Annotated in this window: 13 protein-coding genes; 8 read left to right on the top strand and 5 right to left on the bottom strand. The window is 72.7% G+C overall.

Annotation, left to right across the window (positions count from 1 at the left end; genetic code table 11):
* Positions 1 to 155: 155 nt before the first annotated feature.
* Positions 156 to 1,352, bottom strand: coding sequence for an MFS transporter (locus tag HTZ77_RS26570; RefSeq protein ID WP_235995173.1), 1,197 nt, complete (start codon positions 1,350 to 1,352; stop codon positions 156 to 158).
* 577 nt (positions 1,353 to 1,929) lie between these two features.
* Entirely contained in the window at positions 1,930 to 2,448 is a 519-nt protein-coding gene (locus tag HTZ77_RS26565) for a TetR/AcrR family transcriptional regulator (protein WP_175592405.1), read from the bottom strand.
* Positions 2,449 to 2,501: 53 nt separating this feature from the next.
* Between HTZ77_RS26565 and HTZ77_RS26560 the strand changes: the two genes are divergently transcribed.
* Positions 2,502 to 3,665, top strand: coding sequence for a cysteine desulfurase family protein (locus tag HTZ77_RS26560; RefSeq protein ID WP_328808777.1), 1,164 nt, complete (start codon positions 2,502 to 2,504; stop codon positions 3,663 to 3,665).
* Positions 3,666 to 3,768: 103 nt separating this feature from the next.
* On the opposite strand, the gene HTZ77_RS26555 is transcribed toward HTZ77_RS26560, so the two are convergent.
* Positions 3,769 to 4,842, bottom strand: coding sequence for a DUF695 domain-containing protein (locus HTZ77_RS26555; protein WP_175592404.1), 1,074 nt, complete (start codon positions 4,840 to 4,842; stop codon positions 3,769 to 3,771).
* A gap of 124 nt (positions 4,843 to 4,966) precedes the next feature.
* Here HTZ77_RS26555 and mnmA point away from each other — a divergent pair, with 124 nt between their 5' ends.
* Complete coding sequence (gene mnmA / locus HTZ77_RS26550) at positions 4,967 to 6,025, top strand: tRNA 2-thiouridine(34) synthase MnmA (RefSeq protein WP_175592403.1); 1,059 nt, start codon at positions 4,967 to 4,969, stop codon at positions 6,023 to 6,025.
* 80 nt (positions 6,026 to 6,105) lie between these two features.
* Here the strand turns inward: mnmA and HTZ77_RS26545 are convergent, their stop codons facing one another.
* Positions 6,106 to 6,738, bottom strand: coding sequence for an MBL fold metallo-hydrolase (locus tag HTZ77_RS26545; RefSeq protein WP_175592402.1), 633 nt, complete (start codon positions 6,736 to 6,738; stop codon positions 6,106 to 6,108).
* A gap of 23 nt (positions 6,739 to 6,761) precedes the next feature.
* Between HTZ77_RS26545 and HTZ77_RS26540 the strand changes: the two genes are divergently transcribed.
* The 3 genes from HTZ77_RS26540 to HTZ77_RS26530 all read left to right on the top strand — a co-directional run bounded on the left by HTZ77_RS26540 (position 6,762) and on the right by HTZ77_RS26530 (position 12,505).
* On the top strand, positions 6,762 to 7,751 hold the full coding sequence (locus HTZ77_RS26540) for a methionine synthase (RefSeq protein WP_175592401.1): 990 nt from the start codon (positions 6,762 to 6,764) through the stop codon (positions 7,749 to 7,751).
* Between the two features lie 73 nt (positions 7,752 to 7,824).
* The gene (gene ligA / locus HTZ77_RS26535) at positions 7,825 to 10,014 is read left to right on the top strand and encodes an NAD-dependent DNA ligase LigA (RefSeq protein WP_175592400.1); all 2,190 of its coding nucleotides are present in this window, start codon (positions 7,825 to 7,827) and stop codon (positions 10,012 to 10,014) included.
* A gap of 418 nt (positions 10,015 to 10,432) precedes the next feature.
* Positions 10,433 to 12,505, top strand: coding sequence for a putative bifunctional diguanylate cyclase/phosphodiesterase (locus HTZ77_RS26530; protein WP_175592399.1), 2,073 nt, complete (start codon positions 10,433 to 10,435; stop codon positions 12,503 to 12,505).
* A 117-nt stretch (positions 12,506 to 12,622) separates the two neighbouring features.
* On the opposite strand, the gene HTZ77_RS26525 is transcribed toward HTZ77_RS26530, so the two are convergent.
* On the bottom strand, positions 12,623 to 12,877 hold the full coding sequence (locus HTZ77_RS26525) for a hypothetical protein (RefSeq protein WP_175592398.1): 255 nt from the start codon (positions 12,875 to 12,877) through the stop codon (positions 12,623 to 12,625).
* Positions 12,878 to 13,023: 146 nt separating this feature from the next.
* Between HTZ77_RS26525 and gatC the strand changes: the two genes are divergently transcribed.
* Genes gatC through gatB form a run of 3 tightly spaced genes read left to right on the top strand, consistent with a single transcriptional unit; the run spans position 13,024 to position 16,309 of the window.
* Positions 13,024 to 13,323, top strand: a complete 300-nt coding sequence (gatC, locus tag HTZ77_RS26520) for an Asp-tRNA(Asn)/Glu-tRNA(Gln) amidotransferase subunit GatC (protein WP_101787882.1) — start codon at positions 13,024 to 13,026, stop codon at positions 13,321 to 13,323.
* Positions 13,320 to 14,810, top strand: coding sequence for an Asp-tRNA(Asn)/Glu-tRNA(Gln) amidotransferase subunit GatA (gene gatA, locus HTZ77_RS26515; RefSeq protein ID WP_175592397.1), 1,491 nt, complete (start codon positions 13,320 to 13,322; stop codon positions 14,808 to 14,810). The genes gatC and gatA overlap by 4 nt, the downstream gene beginning before the upstream one ends.
* Positions 14,811 to 14,821: 11 nt before the next feature.
* On the top strand, positions 14,822 to 16,309 hold the full coding sequence (gene gatB / locus HTZ77_RS26510; protein ID WP_235995232.1) for an Asp-tRNA(Asn)/Glu-tRNA(Gln) amidotransferase subunit GatB: 1,488 nt from the start codon (positions 14,822 to 14,824) through the stop codon (positions 16,307 to 16,309).
* Positions 16,310 to 16,326 lie beyond the last annotated feature (17 nt).

Raw genomic sequence — 16,326 nt, 5'->3', positions numbered from 1 at the left:
CCTGCCACCGTCGCCGGTCGCGTCCAGCCCGCGGTGCAGAACCGTTGCCCCGCGAAACAGACCCGGTAGGCCGAGGCGCGTCCTGAACGACGCGAACGGCGCCGTACGGATGAATCCGTACGGCGCCGTTCGTGTGACCACCGAAGCGTGGTGGCTCAGGCGGCGACCTCGACGCGCTCGCGCTCAGGCGCCGGGAGCACCCGGACCGCCGCGGGCTCCTCGCGCGGCAGCAGGCGCGCCGCCAGCGTGATCAGCAGGCCGAGCACCACCGCGAGCCCGAGCGCGGTACGCAGCGAGGTGACGTCCGACAGGAAGCCGATCACGACCGGGCCGAGCAGCAGCCCCGCGTACCCCATGGCGCCGGCCTGGGCGATCGCCGGCCCGGGGTTGTCCGTGGCGGTGCCGGCGAGCGACAGGGTCATCGGCGAGATCGTCGCCACGCCGAGCCCGACGAAGAACATCGCGACCACCGCCATCAGCGGCGCCGGCGCCGCCAGCACGGCCGTGAAGAACCCGGCCGTGGCCAGCCCCGACACGGTCAGCATGCCGCGCACCCCGAACCGCGACCGCAGCCGGTCGCCGGTCAGCCGGGCGACCAGCATGCCCACCTCGAACACCGGATACCCGAGCGCCGCGACCGCCTCCGGCGCGCCCAGCGTGTCACGCATGAACAGGCCGTTCCAGTCGGCGACCGTGCCCTCGACCATGAACGCGAAGAACATCAGCGCGCCCAGCAGGTAGACGATCGGCGGCATGCGGCGCCGCGCGGCCGTCCCGGTCTCCCGGACGGGAGTCTCGGCCAGGTACGCGCGGCCGGCCAGGATCATCACCGGCAGGGAGAGCAGGCCGACGAGCGCCAGGTTCGCGGTGAAGGACAGGCCCAGCGCGATGGCCAGGCTGCCCAGCGCGCCCGCGGAGATGGCGCCGACGCACCAGCCCGCGTGCATGCCGTTCATCAGCGGACGCCCGTAGGCGCGCTCGACGGTGGAGCCCTGCGCGTTCATCGCGATGTCCACCATGCCGAACGCGAGGCCGAAGAACGCGGCGGCGCCCATGAGGATCGGCAGGTTCGGCGCGAAGGCCACGCCCACCAGGCCGAGCGCCGTGAGCGGCCCGCCGACGCGCAGGACGCTCCTGCTGCCGAAACGGGCCATGACGCGACGCATGGACTGCATGGTGACCAGGGCGCCGAGGCCCCAGACGAGCAGGATGGCGCCCACGACGGACTCCGACAGGCCCAGCTTGTCGGTCAACGCCGGGATGCGCACGGTCATCGTGCCCACCATCAGTCCTGCCATCACGAACGTCAGGACGGCCCCGTACCGGGCCGTCCGCAGGTCCTTCGCCATCATCACAGCACACCTCTCAGAGCGTCACGAACGTCATGCGAAAAGTCGGGGGAGGGGCCCCGGCGGGGGTGCCGGTGCCCTCTCGGGGGCGGGCGCCGGTGGGGGCCGGCGCCCTGCGGGGGGACGGGCGTCGGCGGGGGCCGACGCCCTGGGGGCTCGCGACGGGGGTGCCGCGGCCCTCGGGGGCTCGGTGGGGCGCGGCGGGGTGCCGCGGCCCTCGGGGAGGGGGCGGGCGCCGGCGGGGGCCGGCGTCCTGGGGCATGCGGACGCCCGCCGGGTCGTGGCCGGCGTCCTGGGTGGGGGCGCGGCGTGGTGCCGCCGTGGCCCTGTCACGGAGATCGCCTGGTGGGCGCGGCGGGCCCCGTCTCCGTGAGTGGGCCATGGGCCGGGTCGCGGGGGAAACGGGCCCACACGAGGTGGGCTCCGTGCGTCCCCGCACCGGCCGCCGCGGCCCGGGTCGATCCCCGAGCCAGAGCCTGCAACGCCGCCGTGGGCCGCCTTATTTCCATCCGGCGTGGCCTTTACGGCTCGCCCGATTCCTCGGGTTCTTCGGGCCGCCGGGCGGGTCCCCTGGGGGGACTTATGGCGCCGGAGGAGGTTTCAGCAGCGCGCGCAGCCGGGCCTCCAGGGCCTGGAGGTCGCTCTCGGTGTTGAGCTCCGGGTCGTGGCTGGCCACGTCCCAGAGCCCCTCACACGCGAGGCGCACCACCTGGGACGCCAGCGGGTCGGGCTCGTCGGCCAGCCCCTCGCGGTGCCAGCGGGCCATGGCCTCGCGCAGCGGCGCCAGCAGGAACAGGTTGCCCGAGGCCCCGGTGACCACGGCCCATCGTCGCAGCCGGCCCGAGCGGACGGCCGCCAGTGTGGCCATGACGTAGCGCTCGGTGTAGGTGTCGCCCGGCTGGGCGGCCAGGAGCTGGTCGAACTCGTCGATGAGACGCTCGACCATGCCCTTGATCAGGGCCTCCTTGCTGCCGAAATGGTAGAGGAGGCCGCCCTTGCTCACCCCCGCGCGGTCGGCGACGGCGGAGAGCGTGAGCGCGGCCGAGCCCTGGTCGCAGAGCAGGTCCTCCGCGGCGTCCAGCAACTCGTCCCGTCTCATGCCACTACTGTACCGTCCGGACGGTACAGTGGCAAACGAGATACCCTTGGCGGGTGAGCAGACCGTCGGCCTACCTTGATCACGCTGCGACCACGCCGATGCTTCCCGAGGCGATCGAGGCCATGACGGAGCAGCTCGGCCAGGTCGGCAACGCCTCGTCGCTGCACGCGGCGGGCCGCCGGGCGCGCCGGGTCGTCGAGGAGGCGCGCGAGAGCATCGCCGACGCGCTGGGCGCCCGGCCGAGTGAGGTGGTGTTCACCTCCGGCGGCACCGAGGCCGACAACCTCGCCGTCAAGGGTCTCTACTGGGCGCGCGCCCCGCGCCGCCGCGTCCTGGTCAGCTCCGTCGAGCACCACGGCGTCCTCGACCCCGCCCACTGGCTGGCCGACACGCAGGGCGCCCAGGTGGAGCTCCTGCCCGTCGACGAGCTCGGCCGCGTCCGGCCCGACGCGCTGCGCGCCGCCATCGACCGCGACCCGGACGACGTCGCCCTGGTCAGCGTCATGTGGGCCAACAACGAGGTCGGCACCGTCCATCCGGTCCACGTGCTCGCCGCGGTGGCGCGCGACCACGGCATCCCGTTCCACACCGACGCGGTGCAGGCGGTCGGCCAGCTCCCGGTGTCGTTCGCCGCGTCGGGAGCCGACGCGGTCACCGTCAGCGGCCACAAGATCGGCGGCCCGGTCGGGGTGGGCGCGCTGCTGCTGGCGCGCGGCCTGACGCCGGTCCCCGTCCAGCACGGCGGCGGCCAGGAGCGCGACGTGCGCTCCGGCACGCTCGACGCGCCCGCCATCGCGGGCTTCGCCGCCGCGGTGCGGGTCGCGGTCAAGGAGCAGGAGAGCCAGCGGCTACGGCTGACGGAGCTGCGCGACGACCTGATCCGGCGCGTCCGCGAGGCCGTGCCCGACGTGGTGCTCAACGGAGACCCCGCCGAGCGGCTGCCGGGCAACGCCCACTTCTCGTTCCCCGGCTGCGAGGGTGACGCGCTGCTCATGCTGCTCGACGCCAAGGGCGTGGAGTGCTCGACCGGTTCGGCCTGCTCGGCGGGCGTGGCCCAGCCGTCCCACGTGCTGCTGGCCATGGGCGCCGACGCGGTGTCGGCGCGCGGCTCCCTCAGGTTCTCGCTGGGGCACACCTCGACGCGTGACGACGTGGACCGGCTCGTCGAGGTGCTGCCCACGGCCGTCGAACGCGCCCGCCGCGCCGGTCTGGGCTGACCGCCGACCCTCCGGCGCGGTTCATCAGGTCCCTCGGGCGCGGTTCAGCTCCCTCGGGCGCGGTTCAGCTCCCTCAGGCGCGGTTCAGGTCCTCCGGTGCTGTTCAGGTGAGAAAGTGGGCGACCGCGGTCCAGGCCGGGTCGGCCGTCACCGCCAGCCCCGCCTTGCCCTCGTTCCATCCCTTGGCCAGCTCCTTGGCCCAGGCGGCGGTGTCGCCGTCCGGGTCGGCGTACAGGTGGTAGAACCGCAGCCCCTCGGCGCTCACGTGGACGGCCAGCAGGGCCGTCTCCCGCCGGTCGAGCAGCCCCGCGAACAGCCGTTCGTCGAAGGCGGTCAGCGCGGTGACCGAGTCGCCGGTGGGCAGGCCGCCCTCGTCGCGGTGCCGGTACGGCAGCGTGATCGCCACGTGCTGGTCGAACAGCGGATGGTCCACCGGCCGCAGCGGATGGCGGGCGGCCGCGGTCAGCGGCGTGCCGCTGCCCGTGAGCCCCTCCAGCAGCGCCCACTGCTCCTCGCCCGCGCCGGGCGCGAGGTCCGCCGCCAGGTCGGCCACCACGGCCGGCAGGTGCGCGGCGGCCACCGCGTCGATCGGCTCGAACGTCACCGGGGTGATCTCGCCCACCCAGCGCGCCACCTCGTCCTCGCCCAGCAGCCAGTCGAGGGCGATCAGCGTCGCGTCCATCCGGTCGATCTCGTCGAGGTCGGCGAAGGCCGGATGGTAGGCCAAGACGTCGACGCGCGAGCCGTCACGCGGCACCCGCAGCCCGAGCGTCAGCTTGTCCAGTTTGAGCGTGTCCTCGTCCACCCTGACCGTGCGCTCCGTCGCCCGCGGGTCGGCCTGCCGCGACGGGTGGAACTCCCACACCAGGTCGCCCTCCGGCGCCGCCGCGGCCCAGCGGTGGGCCAGGGGCCGCAGCTCGGCGTCGCCCGCGGCGGTCACCACCAGGGCGTGCGCCGCCTCCTTGCCGGGGGCGAGCTCCCACTTCAGATCGGGGTGGAGCGCCCACACGGCGCGGTCGACCAGTTGCGCCATGCCGTGGATGTCGTCGGCGGCCATCCGGGAGTCGACGCGGGGCCGCGTCTCCTGCCACCACGCCCAGAACGCGGACACGCGGTCACGCTGCCCGCCCGTCCCGCCGATACCGTCCTCGCCGCCCAGGCGCTCGAACAGTCGCATAGCCGTGAATCCTTCCAGACCGCGGGCGTGCCCGCGCCCTCACCCCGGCCGGGGGCTCCAGGACATGGCCGGGCCGCACCGGCCGCGAGGCCCACTCCCCATCGGACAGTACGCTTGGAACGTCATGGGATTGCGTGTGCTTGCCGCCATGTCGGGCGGCGTCGACTCAGCCGTGGCCGCCGCGCGGATCGCCGAGGCCGGTCACGATGTCACCGGTGTCCATCTCGCCCTGTCGGCCAACCCCCAATCCCATCGCACGGGAGCCCGGGGCTGCTGCACGATCGAGGACTCGCGTGACGCGCGCCGCGCCGCCGACGTGATCGGCATCCCGTTCTACATCTGGGACATGGCCGAGCGCTTCCAGCGCGACGTGGTCGAGGACTTCGTCGCCGAGTACGCCGCGGGTCGCACGCCCAACCCGTGCCTGCGGTGCAACGAGAAGATCAAGTTCGCGGCGGTGCTCGACCGGGCGCTGGCGCTCGGGTTCGACGCCGTGGCGACCGGCCACCACGCCAGGCTCGTCGACGGCGTGCTCTCGCGCAGCGTCGACCAGGCCAAGGACCAGTCGTACGTGCTGGGCGTGCTCACCCGCGAACAGCTCAGCCACGCGATCTTCCCGCTGGGCGACTCCACCAAGGCCGAGGTGCGCGAGGAGGCGGCCCGGCGCGGCCTGACCGTCGCCGACAAGCCCGACAGCCACGACATCTGCTTCATCGCCGACGGCGACACCCGAGGCTTCCTGGCCGGGCGGCTGGGCGCCGCCGAGGGGCCGATCGTCGACCAGGCGGGCGAGGTGGTGGGCAGCCACCAGGGGGCCCACGGGTTCACGGTGGGCCAGCGCAAGGGCCTGCGCATCGACCGGCCGGCCGCCGACGGCAGGCCGCGCTACGTGCTGTCGATCGAGCCGGTGTCCAACACGGTCACCGTGGGGCCGCGTTCGGCGCTGGAGGTCACGACGATCACGTGCGTCCGTCCGGTCTGGAACGGCCCGTCGAGCCTCGACGACCTGAGCGTCCAGCTCCGCGCGCACGGCGAGGTGTACGGGTGCCGCTTCGAGGAGACCGGCGACGGGCTGCGCGTCGAGCTCGACCGGCCGGCCACGGGGGTCGCCGCGGGTCAGGCCGCGGTGCTCTACTCGGGCGCGACCGTCATCGGCAGCGCCACGATCGCCCACGCGGCCTGACCGCCCCTCCGCGGCCTGACCGTTTCTCCGCGGCCGCCCTGGCGTCAGGGCGGCTCGACTCCTCCGCGGCCGCCCCGGCGTCAGGCCAGCTCGACCGACTCGCCGACGGGGACGCGCCGGATGTCGGCGCCCTGCTTGTCGGCCTCCAGCTTGAGCCAGGTGTCCAGCAACCCCAGCCCCACCTCGCTGTACAGCGCGTCATGCGTCGAGTACGCCCGCGCCGGCCGGATCGTGCGCAGGTACTCGACCATGGCCGGCAGCCTCAGCCAGGGCGCCGTGGTGGGCACCAGCAGCGTCGGCACCTCCACCTCGGGCACCGTCAGCGCGTCACCCGGGTAGAACACCTGGTCGTCGATCATGAACCCGACGTTCTCCACGACCGGCATGTCGGGATGGTTCGCCGCGTGCCACTCGCCGAACGTCCTCACCCCGAACCCCGCCACCTCGAACGCGTCGCCATGGCGCACCGTCTGCACCTTGACCGGCACCTCCGCCAGGTCGCCGGCGACCGCCTCGCACGTCCAGACCTCCAGGTCGGCGGGTGCCGACCGCAACCGTTCGGGATCGAGATGGTCGGCATGCTGATGCGTGATGAGCACCGCGTCGGCGCCGTCCAGCGCCTCGACCTCGCTGAAGACCCCCGGGTCGATGACGAGGACCTTGCCGTCCTTCTCCAGTCGCCAGCACGCGTGGCCGTACTTGATGAGCCTCATCTTGGAGAGCCTACGCTTGTCCCATGTTGACGTGGGAGGCCACCGGGGTCGGGTCGCATCCGGGCCAGGATCACCTTGAGGCGGCGCGGGTCGTGTTCGGCGAAGTGCCGGGGCTGCCGTACCTGCCGGAGCTGCCGGGGCGGGGCGTGGGCGCCGACATGATCGGCCGTACGGCGGGGCTGCTGATCGACCTGCCGGTGGAGGTGCAGCCGTCCGGATGGCGGCTGACCGGGCGCCCTGGGCGCGATCATCAGCGGGCCGTCGACCACCTCAGGCGTGACCTCGACGGCCTCGAGGAGGTCGGGCACGCCTACGAGGGGCCGCTGAAGGTGCAGGTGTGCGGGCCGTGGACGCTGGCCGGCGGGCTGGAGCTGCGGCACGGCGACAAGGTGCTGTCCGACCACGGCGCGGTGCGCGACCTGACCGAGTCCCTCGCGCAGGGCGTGGCCGACCACGTCGCGGAGGTGCGGCGGCGCCTTCCCGGCGTCACCGAGGTGGTGCTCCAGCTCGACGAGCCGGGCCTGCCGGGGGCGCTGGCCGGCACTGTGCCGACCGCCTCGGGCTTCGGGCGGCTGCCCGCCGTGGAGGAGTGGCGGGTGGAGGAGTCGCTGCGCGGGTTCCCGTCGCCGATCGTCCACTGCTGCGCGCCGTCCGTGCCGTACGACGTGCTGCGCAGAGCGGGCGTGCGCGGCGTCTCCGTGGACGCCTCGCTGGTCCGGCGGCGCGATGAGGAGGCGGTCGGCGAGGCCGTGGAGGCGGGACTGCTGCTGCTCCTCGGCGTGGTGCCCGGCACCGACACGCGGCTGCCCGGCGCGGGCGTCGTCGCCAAGCCCGCGCTGGAGCTGTGGCGCCGCCTCGGGTTCGCGGCCGAGCGGCTGGCGGAGCAGGTGGTGCTGACGCCGTCCTGCGGGCTGGCGGGCGCCTCTCCGGCGTACGCGAGGGCGGCCCTGGCGGCCTGCCGCAAGGCGGCCCGCGTGCTCAGCGAGGATCCGGAGGCCGGGGCCGCCGGATGACCTCTCACCTGGCCAATCTTGTCGGTGCGCGGCGATAGCGTTCTCCCAGGGGTCGTGAGAAAGGAGTTCCGGCGTGAGCGAGCTGAACACCGAGACCGGTGGTGTGCCGGTGGAGGCGCTGAAGCGCCATGCTGAGCTGTCGGAGCTGGTGGAAGAGGCCCGCTGGCGCTATTACGTGCTCGACCAGCCCACGGTCAGCGACGCCCAGTTCGACTCCTGGTTCAACGAGCTGCTGGCGCTGGAGGAGGCGCATCCCTCGCTCCAGACGCCCGACTCGCCGACCCAGAAGGTGGGCGCGCCGGTCTCGGGCGACTTCGCCAAGGTCCGGCACCTCGCCCCCATGGAGAGCCTCGACAACGCCTTCGACGCCGCGGACATGGCGGCCTGGCAGGCGCGCGCCGAGCGGCTCGCCGAGCGCGACCCGGCCCCCTACCTCGTGGAGCTCAAGATCGACGGGCTCGCGGTGGCGCTGATCTACCGCGACGGCAAGCTGGAGCGCGGCGCGACCCGCGGCGACGGCCGCACCGGCGACGACGTGACGGCCAACGTCCGCACCATCAAGGGCGTGCCGCACCGGCTCACGGGCGACGACGTGCCCAGCCTGGTCGAGGTGCGCGGCGAGGTCTACATCCCGGTCGCCGACTTCGCGACGCTCAACGAGCAGCTCGTCGAGCAGGGCAAGCCGCCGTTCGCCAACCCGCGCAACTCGGCGGCCGGCACGCTGCGGCAGAAGGACCCGCGCGTCACCGCGCAGCGCCCGCTGCGCATGATCGTCCACGGGGTCGGCGTCTGGGAGGGCGCCACCCCGCCGCGCACGCAGTCCGAGATGTACGAGCGGCTGCGCGAGCTGGGGCTGCCGGTGAGCGACCTGTACCGGGTCGTGGGCAGCCCGGCCGAGGTCGACGAGTTCATCGAGCACTACCACGTGCACCGGCACGACCCCGCGTACGAGATCGACGGCGTGGTGGTCAAGGTCGACGACTTCCGGCTCCAGCGGGAGCTGGGCTCCACCTCGCGGGCGCCGCGCTGGGCGATCGCCTACAAGTACCCGCCGGAGGAGGTCAACACCAAGCTCCGCGACATCCAGGTCGGCGTGGGCCGCACGGGCCGCGTCACGCCGTTCGGGCTGATGGAGCCGGTGTCCGTGGCCGGGTCCACGGTCGAGCGGGCCACGCTGCACAACGCCGCGATCGTGGTCAAGAAGGGCGTGCTCATCGGCGACACCGTGGTGCTGCGCAAGGCGGGCGACGTCATCCCCGAGATCGTCGGTCCCGTGACGGCGCTGCGCGACGGCTCCGAGCGGGAGTTCGTCATGCCCACGCACTGCCCCGAGTGCGGCACCGAGCTGGCCTACGAGCGCGAGGGCGACGCCGACCTGCGCTGCCCCAACGCGCACGGCTGCCCCGGGCAGATCCGCGAGCGCGTCTACTTCGCGGCCGGGCGCAAGGCCCTCGACATCGACGGCCTCGGCTACGTCGCGGCCACCGCGCTCACCCAGCCGCTGCCGCCGCAGGAGCCGGTGGTGCGCACCGAGGCCGACCTGTTCGACCTGACGCTCGACCAGCTCATCCCGATCCGCTCCGTGGTCCGCGACATGGACAGCGGCCTGCCCAAGATCGACCCGAAGACGGGCGAGGAGAAGGTCGTCTCGTTCTTCTCCAACCTCAGCGGCGAGGCCAGCCAGAACGCGGTCAAGCTCATGGAGTCGCTGGAGCAGGCCAAGCAGGTGCCGCTGTGGCGGGTGCTCGTGGCGCTGTCGATCCGCCACATCGGCCCGCCCACCGCCCAGCACCTCGCCGCCGAGATGCGCTCGATGGACGCCATCATGAACGCCTCCGAGGAGGAGCTGGCCGCGGTCAAGGACATCGGGCCCCGCACGGCCGCGGTGATCCGGGAGTGGTTCCAGGTCGACTGGCACCGCGAGATCGTCGAACGCTGGCGCGCGGCGGGGGTGCGCATGGAGGACGAGCCGGCGCCCGAGAAGGGGCCGCAGATCCTCGACGGGCTCACGTTCGTGGTGACGGGCACGCTGGAGGGCTACACCCGCGACACGGCGGCCGAGGCGCTCACCAGCCGGGGCGGCAAGGTGGCGGGGTCGGTCTCGAAGAAGACCTCGTTCGTCGTCGTGGGGGAGAACGCCGGGTCGAAGTACGACAAGGCGGTCAGCTTGGGGGTGCCGATCCTGGACGAGGCGGGCTTCGAGACCCTCCTCAAGGACGGCCCGGAGGCGGCGGCCAAGGTGGCGGTGAAGCCCGAGGAGTAAGCGCCGCTCGCGCTGCCGCCTGAGGCGGAGGGAGCACCTGGGCCCGCCTCTGCCCTTGCTCCTGCGCCTCGTCTCCGCGCGCGGTCCGCGTCCCCACGCTGCCCGCGTCCTCGCGCGGTCCGCGTCTCGAAAGCCCCGCATCCTCAGGTGGACCACCCCCTCACCTGCCCCCGCGCCCCTCGCACGCGCCGCGTCGCGACGCCCGCGACACGCCCGGCGGAAGAACAGATCACATCCATGGGTAGCAAAAGGGCTGAAACTCGGCGCGCAGGCACAGAGCGTCGATATGCTGTCTACGCAGTGTGCTTTCCGGGCATATGTCCGATAGGAGAAGTGACGGAACGTACGCGCTTGGTTTCGCGAAGTGGGGTAAAGGTCGTACCCTCCCATAGTGACCTGATGGGGGTTCTGTTTACCGATGACTGACCCAACCGACACCCGCGACACAGGACCACGCGTCGGCACGCCCCTGTGGGCGTACCTCGCGGGCATCACCGTGATCGGCTTCACCGCCCTCGCCGTGTCCCTGCTCCGGCTGGAGCTCGGGCCGATGGTGGAGCTCGCCCGCACGTCCCTGTTCTGGGTGCTGGCCGTCCTGGTCATCCTGGGCGAGCTGCGGCCCGTGATGGTGTCCTCGGCGGCCCTGGTCGGCGGCACGTATCCCTCGACGATGTTCACGTTCGCCGTGCTGCTGCACTTCGGCCTGCCCGTGGCGGTGATCATGCAGTGCGTGGCCGTCGCGATCAACGGGGTGGTGACGCGCCGGGCCTGGCACCGGGTGATGTTCAACACCGCGCAGTCGACGCTCGCGCTGACCGCCGCCGCCGTGGTGCTGGGCGTGTTCGGGATCGTGCCGAGCCCCGCCCGGCCGTGGGTGCCCGACGGGGCCGACCTGGCCGCCATCGGCATCGCGGGCGTCGCCTACTTCGCCGTGCGGGCCGCGCTGGTCAGCGGCGCCGTCGCCCTGCACGAGCGCCGGTCGATCGTGCGCGTGATCAGGGCCTCGGCCGGCCCGCAGAGCATGGTGTACGCGGGGCTGCTCGGCCTCGCGCCGCTGGTCGTGGTCGTCATGAGCCAGGCGCCCGAGATGGTGCCGCTGTTCGTGGCGCCGCTGGCCGCCGTCTACTTCACCGCGACGCTGTCGATGCGCCGCGACCACCAGGCCCTGCACGACGAGCTGACCGGGCTGCCCAACCGCAAGATGCTCATCGTCAGCACCGAGGAGGCGCTGGCCGAGGCCCGCCAGGACGAGCGGGTCGGCCTGTTCCTGCTGGACCTCGACCGGTTCAAGGAGGTCAACGACACCATGGGGCACCCGGTGGGCGACCGGCTGCTCCAGATGGTGGCCCACCGGCTGACCCACTCCGTACGGCCCGGCGACGTGGTGGCCAGGCTGGGCGGCGACGAGTTCGCCGTGCTCCTGCCCTCGATCCGCGACGCCCACGCGGCGCGCGAGGTGGCGTCCCGGCTGCGGGCGGCCCTGACCGAGCCCGTCCGCCTGGAGGGCATGACGTTCGACCTCGACGGCTCGGTCGGCATCGCCCTCTACCCCGACCACGCCCCCGACTTCGAGCTGCTGCTGCAACGCGCCGACGTGGCCATGTACCTGGCCAAGGAGGGCCGTACGGGCGTGGAGCTCTACCAGCCCAACAAGGACCGCAACTCGCCCGAGCGCCTCAACCTGCTCGGCGACCTGCGCCGCGCGGTCGACAACGGCGAGCTGCGGCTGCACTACCAGCCCAAGGTCAGCCTGACCGACGGCGCCGTCCACGGGGTCGAGGCGCTGCTGCGCTGGCGGCATCCGGTGCACGGGCCGATCGCGCCCTCGGAGTTCATCCCGCTGGCCGAGCAGTCGTACCTGATGCGCCAGCTCACCGCGTACGTCATCGACAGTGCGCTGGAGCAGGCCGCCCGCTGGTGGCACACGGGCCTGCCGGTGCGGGTCTCGGTCAACATCTCGGCCCGCGACCTGCTCGACTCGGCGCTGCCGGAGCAACTGGAGCTGGGGCTGGCCAAGTACCAGCTCCCGCCGGCGGCCATCCAGCTGGAGGTCACCGAGCGCATCCTCATGGGCGACCAGGCCTACCAGCACGAGGCGATCAAGGCGCTGGCCGCGCTGGGGGTGCCGCTCGCGCTCGACGACTTCGGCACCGGCTACTCCTCGCTCATCCGGCTCCAGCGGCTGGCCATCTCCGAGGTCAAGATCGACGCGTCGTTCGTGCGGCGCATCGCCGAGTCCGAGGACGACGCGCGGATCGTCCGCTCCATCGTCGACCTGGTCCGCTCGCTCGGGCTGCGCTCGGTCGCGGAGGGCGTCGAGACGGACGTGGTGGCGCTGCGCCTGGCCGAGATGGGGTGCGACCTGGGGCAGGGCTGGCTGTTCGGCAAGCCGATGTCCCCGGCCGACGCCACGACGTGGCTGCGCGACCGCTTCGAGCCCTCGTCGGCCATCGAGTACGGCTATCGGCCCGAGGTCACCCAGACGGCGTGAGGGAGCGGGTGCGCCAGATCTCGGCGCCCGCCGGCCCGGCCACAGGGCCAACGCCGGCGACGCGAGAGCGGTGAGCACCATCATGACGGCGAGCCCGTAGCCGAATCGGCCGGGACGCTACACCTCCGTCGCATCGCCGACGTCGATCGCCGGCACCCGGTCTCCCCGGACGACCGAGAAGCTGAAGTCACGCATGATGGTGTCGTCCCTGGTCTCCCGGCCGTCGGCCGACGCGAAGGCTCCGTGCCAGGAGCAGGAGCCGCGCCGGCAATGCTCCTCCTGCGCGGTGAAGGTCGCCAGGACGCCGGCCGCCAACAGCGCCAGCATGCCGAGCAGGGTGAGGACGAACCACTTCCGAGTCCTGCGATCCATCGGCGCTCCCGGATGTGTGGCGGCCCACCTGGATCATGCATCCGGCCCGCGTGTGTTGCCAGGGTGTTAATGGTTCGGAGGCGTTCCGTCACGGCCCCTAGGATGTGAGTGTCCAAACTCCATCCACGAAACGGGTTCAACGACTCATGTCCGCCATAACCCGCGACGAGGTCGCGCACCTGGCCCGGTTGTCCAGGCTGGCGCTCACCGACGACGAGCTCGACCACTACGCCACGCAGCTCGATGCCATCATCGAGTCGGTCGCGAAGGTCGCCGAGGTCGCCGCCGAGGACGTGCCGCCGTCGTCGCACGCGCTCCCGCTGACCAATGTCTTCCGTGCCGACGAGGTGCGACAGTCCCTGACGCCCGAGCAGGCGCTCTCCGGCGCCCCCGCCGTCGAGGACGACCGCTTCCGGGTGCCGCGCATCCTCGGGGAGGAGGCATGAGTCTGATCCACAAGACCGCCGCCGAGCTCGGCGCGATGGTCGCGGCCGGAGAGGTGTCGGCCGTCGAGGTGGCCGAGGCGCACCTCGACCGCATCGCCGAGGTCGAGCCCAAGGTCAACGCGTTCCTGCACGTCGACCGGGAGGTGACGCTCGGCCAGGCGTGCGCCGTCGACGAGCGGCTGCGCTCCGGTGAGCGGCTCGGCCCGCTGGCCGGCGTGCCGATCGCGCACAAGGACATCTTCACCACCCGCGACATGCCGACCACGGCCGCGTCCAGGATCCTCGAAGGCTGGCGCCCGCCGTACGACGCGACCGTGACGCGCCGCCTGCGCGAGGCCGGGCTGGTCATCCTGGGCAAGACCAACCTGGACGAGTTCGCCATGGGCTCCTCCACGGAGAACTCCGCCTACGGCCCGACCCGCAACCCGTGGGACCTGAACAAGATCCCCGGCGGCTCGTCGGGTGGTTCGAGCGCGGCCGTCGCCGCCTACCAGGCGCCGCTGTCCACCGGCACCGACACGGGCGGCTCGATCCGGCAGCCCGCCGCGGTCACCGGCATCGTCGGCATGAAGCCGACCTACGGCGGCTCGTCCCGGTACGGCCTGATCGCGTTCGCCAGCTCGCTCGACACGCCGGGGCCGTTCGCCCGCAACGTGCTCGACGCGGCGCTGCTGCACGAGGCGTTCTCCGGTCACGACCCGCTCGACTCGACCTCCGTCGACGCGCCGGTGCCCTCCGTCGTGGAGGCGGCCCGGCAGGGCGACGTGGCGGGGTTGCGGATCGGCGTGGTCAAGGAGTTCGGCGGCGACGGCTACCAGCCGGGCGTGCTGGCCCGCTTCAACGAGGCGGTGGCGCTGCTGGAATCGCTCGGCGCCAAGGTCGTCGAGGTGTCCTGCCCGTCGTTCGTGACGGCGCTGCCCGCCTACTACCTGATCGCCCCGTCGGAGTGCTCGTCCAACCTGGCGCGCTTCGACGCCATGCGCTACGGCCTGCGCGTCGGCGACGACGGCACCCGCAGCGCCGAGGAGGTCATGGCGCTGACCAGGGCCGCCGGCTTCGGCCCCGAGGTCAAGCGGCGCATCATGCTCGGCACGTACGCCCTGTCGAGCGGCTACTACGACGCCTACTACGGCCAGGCGCAGAAGGTGCGCACGGTCATCGCGCGCGAGTTCGAGGCCGCCTACCACCAGGTGGACGTGCTGGTCTCGCCGACCACGCCGACGACGGCGTTCCCGATCGGCGAGCGGGCCGACGACCCGATGGCGATGTACCTCGCCGACCTGTGCACGATCCCGTCCAACCTGGCGGGCAACGCGGCGATCTCCGTGCCGTGCGGCCTGGCCGACGAGGACGGCCTGCCGGTCGGTCTGCAGATCATGGCGCCGGTGCTGGGCGACGACCGCTGCTACCGCGTCGCCGCCGCGGTCGAGAAGGCCCTGGAGAGCCGCTGGGGCGGCCCGCTGCTGAAGGAGGCTCCGGCACTGTGACGACCACGAAGATGTCCTACGACGAGGCGCTCGACCGGTTCGAGCCGGTGCTGGGCCTGGAGACGCACGTCGAGCTGGGCACCGCGTCGAAGATGTTCTGCGGCTGCCGCACGACGTTCGGCGCGCCGCCCAACACGCAGGTCTGCCCGATCTGCCTGGCCTTCCCCGGTTCGCTGCCGGTGGCCAACGCCAAGGCGATCGAGTCGACGATCCAGATCGGCCTGGCGCTGAACTGCTCCATCGCCGAATGGTGCCGCTTCGCCCGGAAGAACTACTTCTATCCGGACATGCCGAAGAACTACCAGATCTCGCAGTACGACGAGCCGCTCTGCTTCGACGGCTACATCGACGTCGAGGTCGACGGCGAGACCGTGCGCATCGAGATCGAGCGGGTGCACCTGGAGGAGGACACCGGCAAGTCCACCCACGTGGGTGGCGCGACCGGCCGCATCCACGGCGCCGACTACTCGATCGTCGACTACAACCGCGCCGGCATCCCGCTGGTCGAGATCGTGACCAAGCCCATCCCGGGCACCGACCGGCTGGCGCCGGAGGTGGCCCGCGCGTACGTCACCGAGCTGCGCGAGATCATGCGTTCGCTCGGGGTCTCCGACGTGCGCATGGAGGAGGGCTCGCTGCGCTGCGACGTCAACGTCTCGCTCATGCCGCGCGGCTCGTCCGAGTGGGGCACCCGCACCGAGACCAAGAACGTCAACTCCCTGCGCAGCGTCGAGCGCGCCGTGCGCAGCGAGATCGAGCGACAGGGCGCGGTCCTCGCCGACGGCGGCCGGATCGTGCAGGAGACCCGGCACTTCCACGAGGACACCGGCACGACCACCTCCGGGCGGTCCAAGGAGGAGGCGCAGGACTACCGCTACTTCCCCGAGCCCGACCTGGTGCCGATCGCGCCCGACCCGGCGTGGGTGGCCGAGCTGAAGGCGGCGCTGCCCGAGCTGCCGTCGCTCAAGCGCAAGCGGCTGCAGGCCGAGTGGGGGCTGTCCGACCTCGACATGCAGGCCATGCACAACGCCGACGCCATCGACCTGGTCGAGGCGACGGTCGCGGCGGGCGCCCCGGCGGCCGACGCGCGCAAGTGGTGGATGGGCGAGCTGGCGCGCCGCGCCAACGAGACCGGCACCGCGCTCGCCGAGCTGCCGATCACGCCGGCCCACATCGCCCGCGTCACCGAGCTGGTGGCCTCCGGCGCGCTCAACGACAAGCTCGCCCGCGAGGTGCTGGAGGGCGTGCTGAACGGCGAGGGCACGCCGGACGAGGTGGTCGACAAGCGCGGCCTCAAGATCGTCAATGACGAGGGCGAGCTGTCCGCGATCATCGACGACGTCCTCGCGGCCAACGCCGACGCGGCCGAGAAGGTCCGCTCCGGCAAGATCGCCGCTGTGGGCGCGCTGGTCGGCGGCGTGATGAAGGCCAGCCGCGGCAAGGCCGACGCGGCCCGGGCGCGGGTGCTGATCCTGGAGAAGCTGGGCGTCTCCGAGTAACCCGACGAGCTCAGGAC

This window comes from Nonomuraea montanisoli, from assembly GCF_013363975.1.
Classification (GTDB): Bacteria; Actinomycetota; Actinomycetes; order Streptosporangiales; family Streptosporangiaceae; genus Nonomuraea; species Nonomuraea montanisoli.
Note: the sequence above shows the minus strand (reverse complement) of the source record. Positions and strands in the feature narration are given on the sequence as shown.

What these genes read in the sequence shown, in the direction of transcription:
- HTZ77_RS26570 (WP_235995173.1), bottom strand. Translation starts at nt 1,352, where the DNA reads ATGATGGCGAAGGACCTGCGGACGGCCCGGTACGGGGCCGTCCTGACG.
- HTZ77_RS26565 (WP_175592405.1), bottom strand. Translation starts at nt 2,448, where the DNA reads ATGAGACGGGACGAGTTGCTGGACGCCGCGGAGGACCTGCTCTGCGAC.
- HTZ77_RS26555 (WP_175592404.1), bottom strand. Translation starts at nt 4,842, where the DNA reads ATGCGACTGTTCGAGCGCCTGGGCGGCGAGGACGGTATCGGCGGGACG.
- mnmA (WP_175592403.1), top strand. Translation starts at nt 4,967, where the DNA reads ATGGGATTGCGTGTGCTTGCCGCCATGTCGGGCGGCGTCGACTCAGCC.
- HTZ77_RS26545 (WP_175592402.1), bottom strand. Translation starts at nt 6,738, where the DNA reads ATGAGGCTCATCAAGTACGGCCACGCGTGCTGGCGACTGGAGAAGGAC.
- HTZ77_RS26540 (WP_175592401.1), top strand. Translation starts at nt 6,762, where the DNA reads ATGTTGACGTGGGAGGCCACCGGGGTCGGGTCGCATCCGGGCCAGGAT.
- HTZ77_RS26530 (WP_175592399.1), top strand. Translation starts at nt 10,433, where the DNA reads ATGACTGACCCAACCGACACCCGCGACACAGGACCACGCGTCGGCACG.
- HTZ77_RS26525 (WP_175592398.1), bottom strand. Translation starts at nt 12,877, where the DNA reads ATGGATCGCAGGACTCGGAAGTGGTTCGTCCTCACCCTGCTCGGCATG.
- gatC (WP_101787882.1), top strand. Translation starts at nt 13,024, where the DNA reads ATGTCCGCCATAACCCGCGACGAGGTCGCGCACCTGGCCCGGTTGTCC.
- gatA (WP_175592397.1), top strand. Translation starts at nt 13,320, where the DNA reads ATGAGTCTGATCCACAAGACCGCCGCCGAGCTCGGCGCGATGGTCGCG.
- gatB (WP_235995232.1), top strand. Translation starts at nt 14,822, where the DNA reads ATGTCCTACGACGAGGCGCTCGACCGGTTCGAGCCGGTGCTGGGCCTG.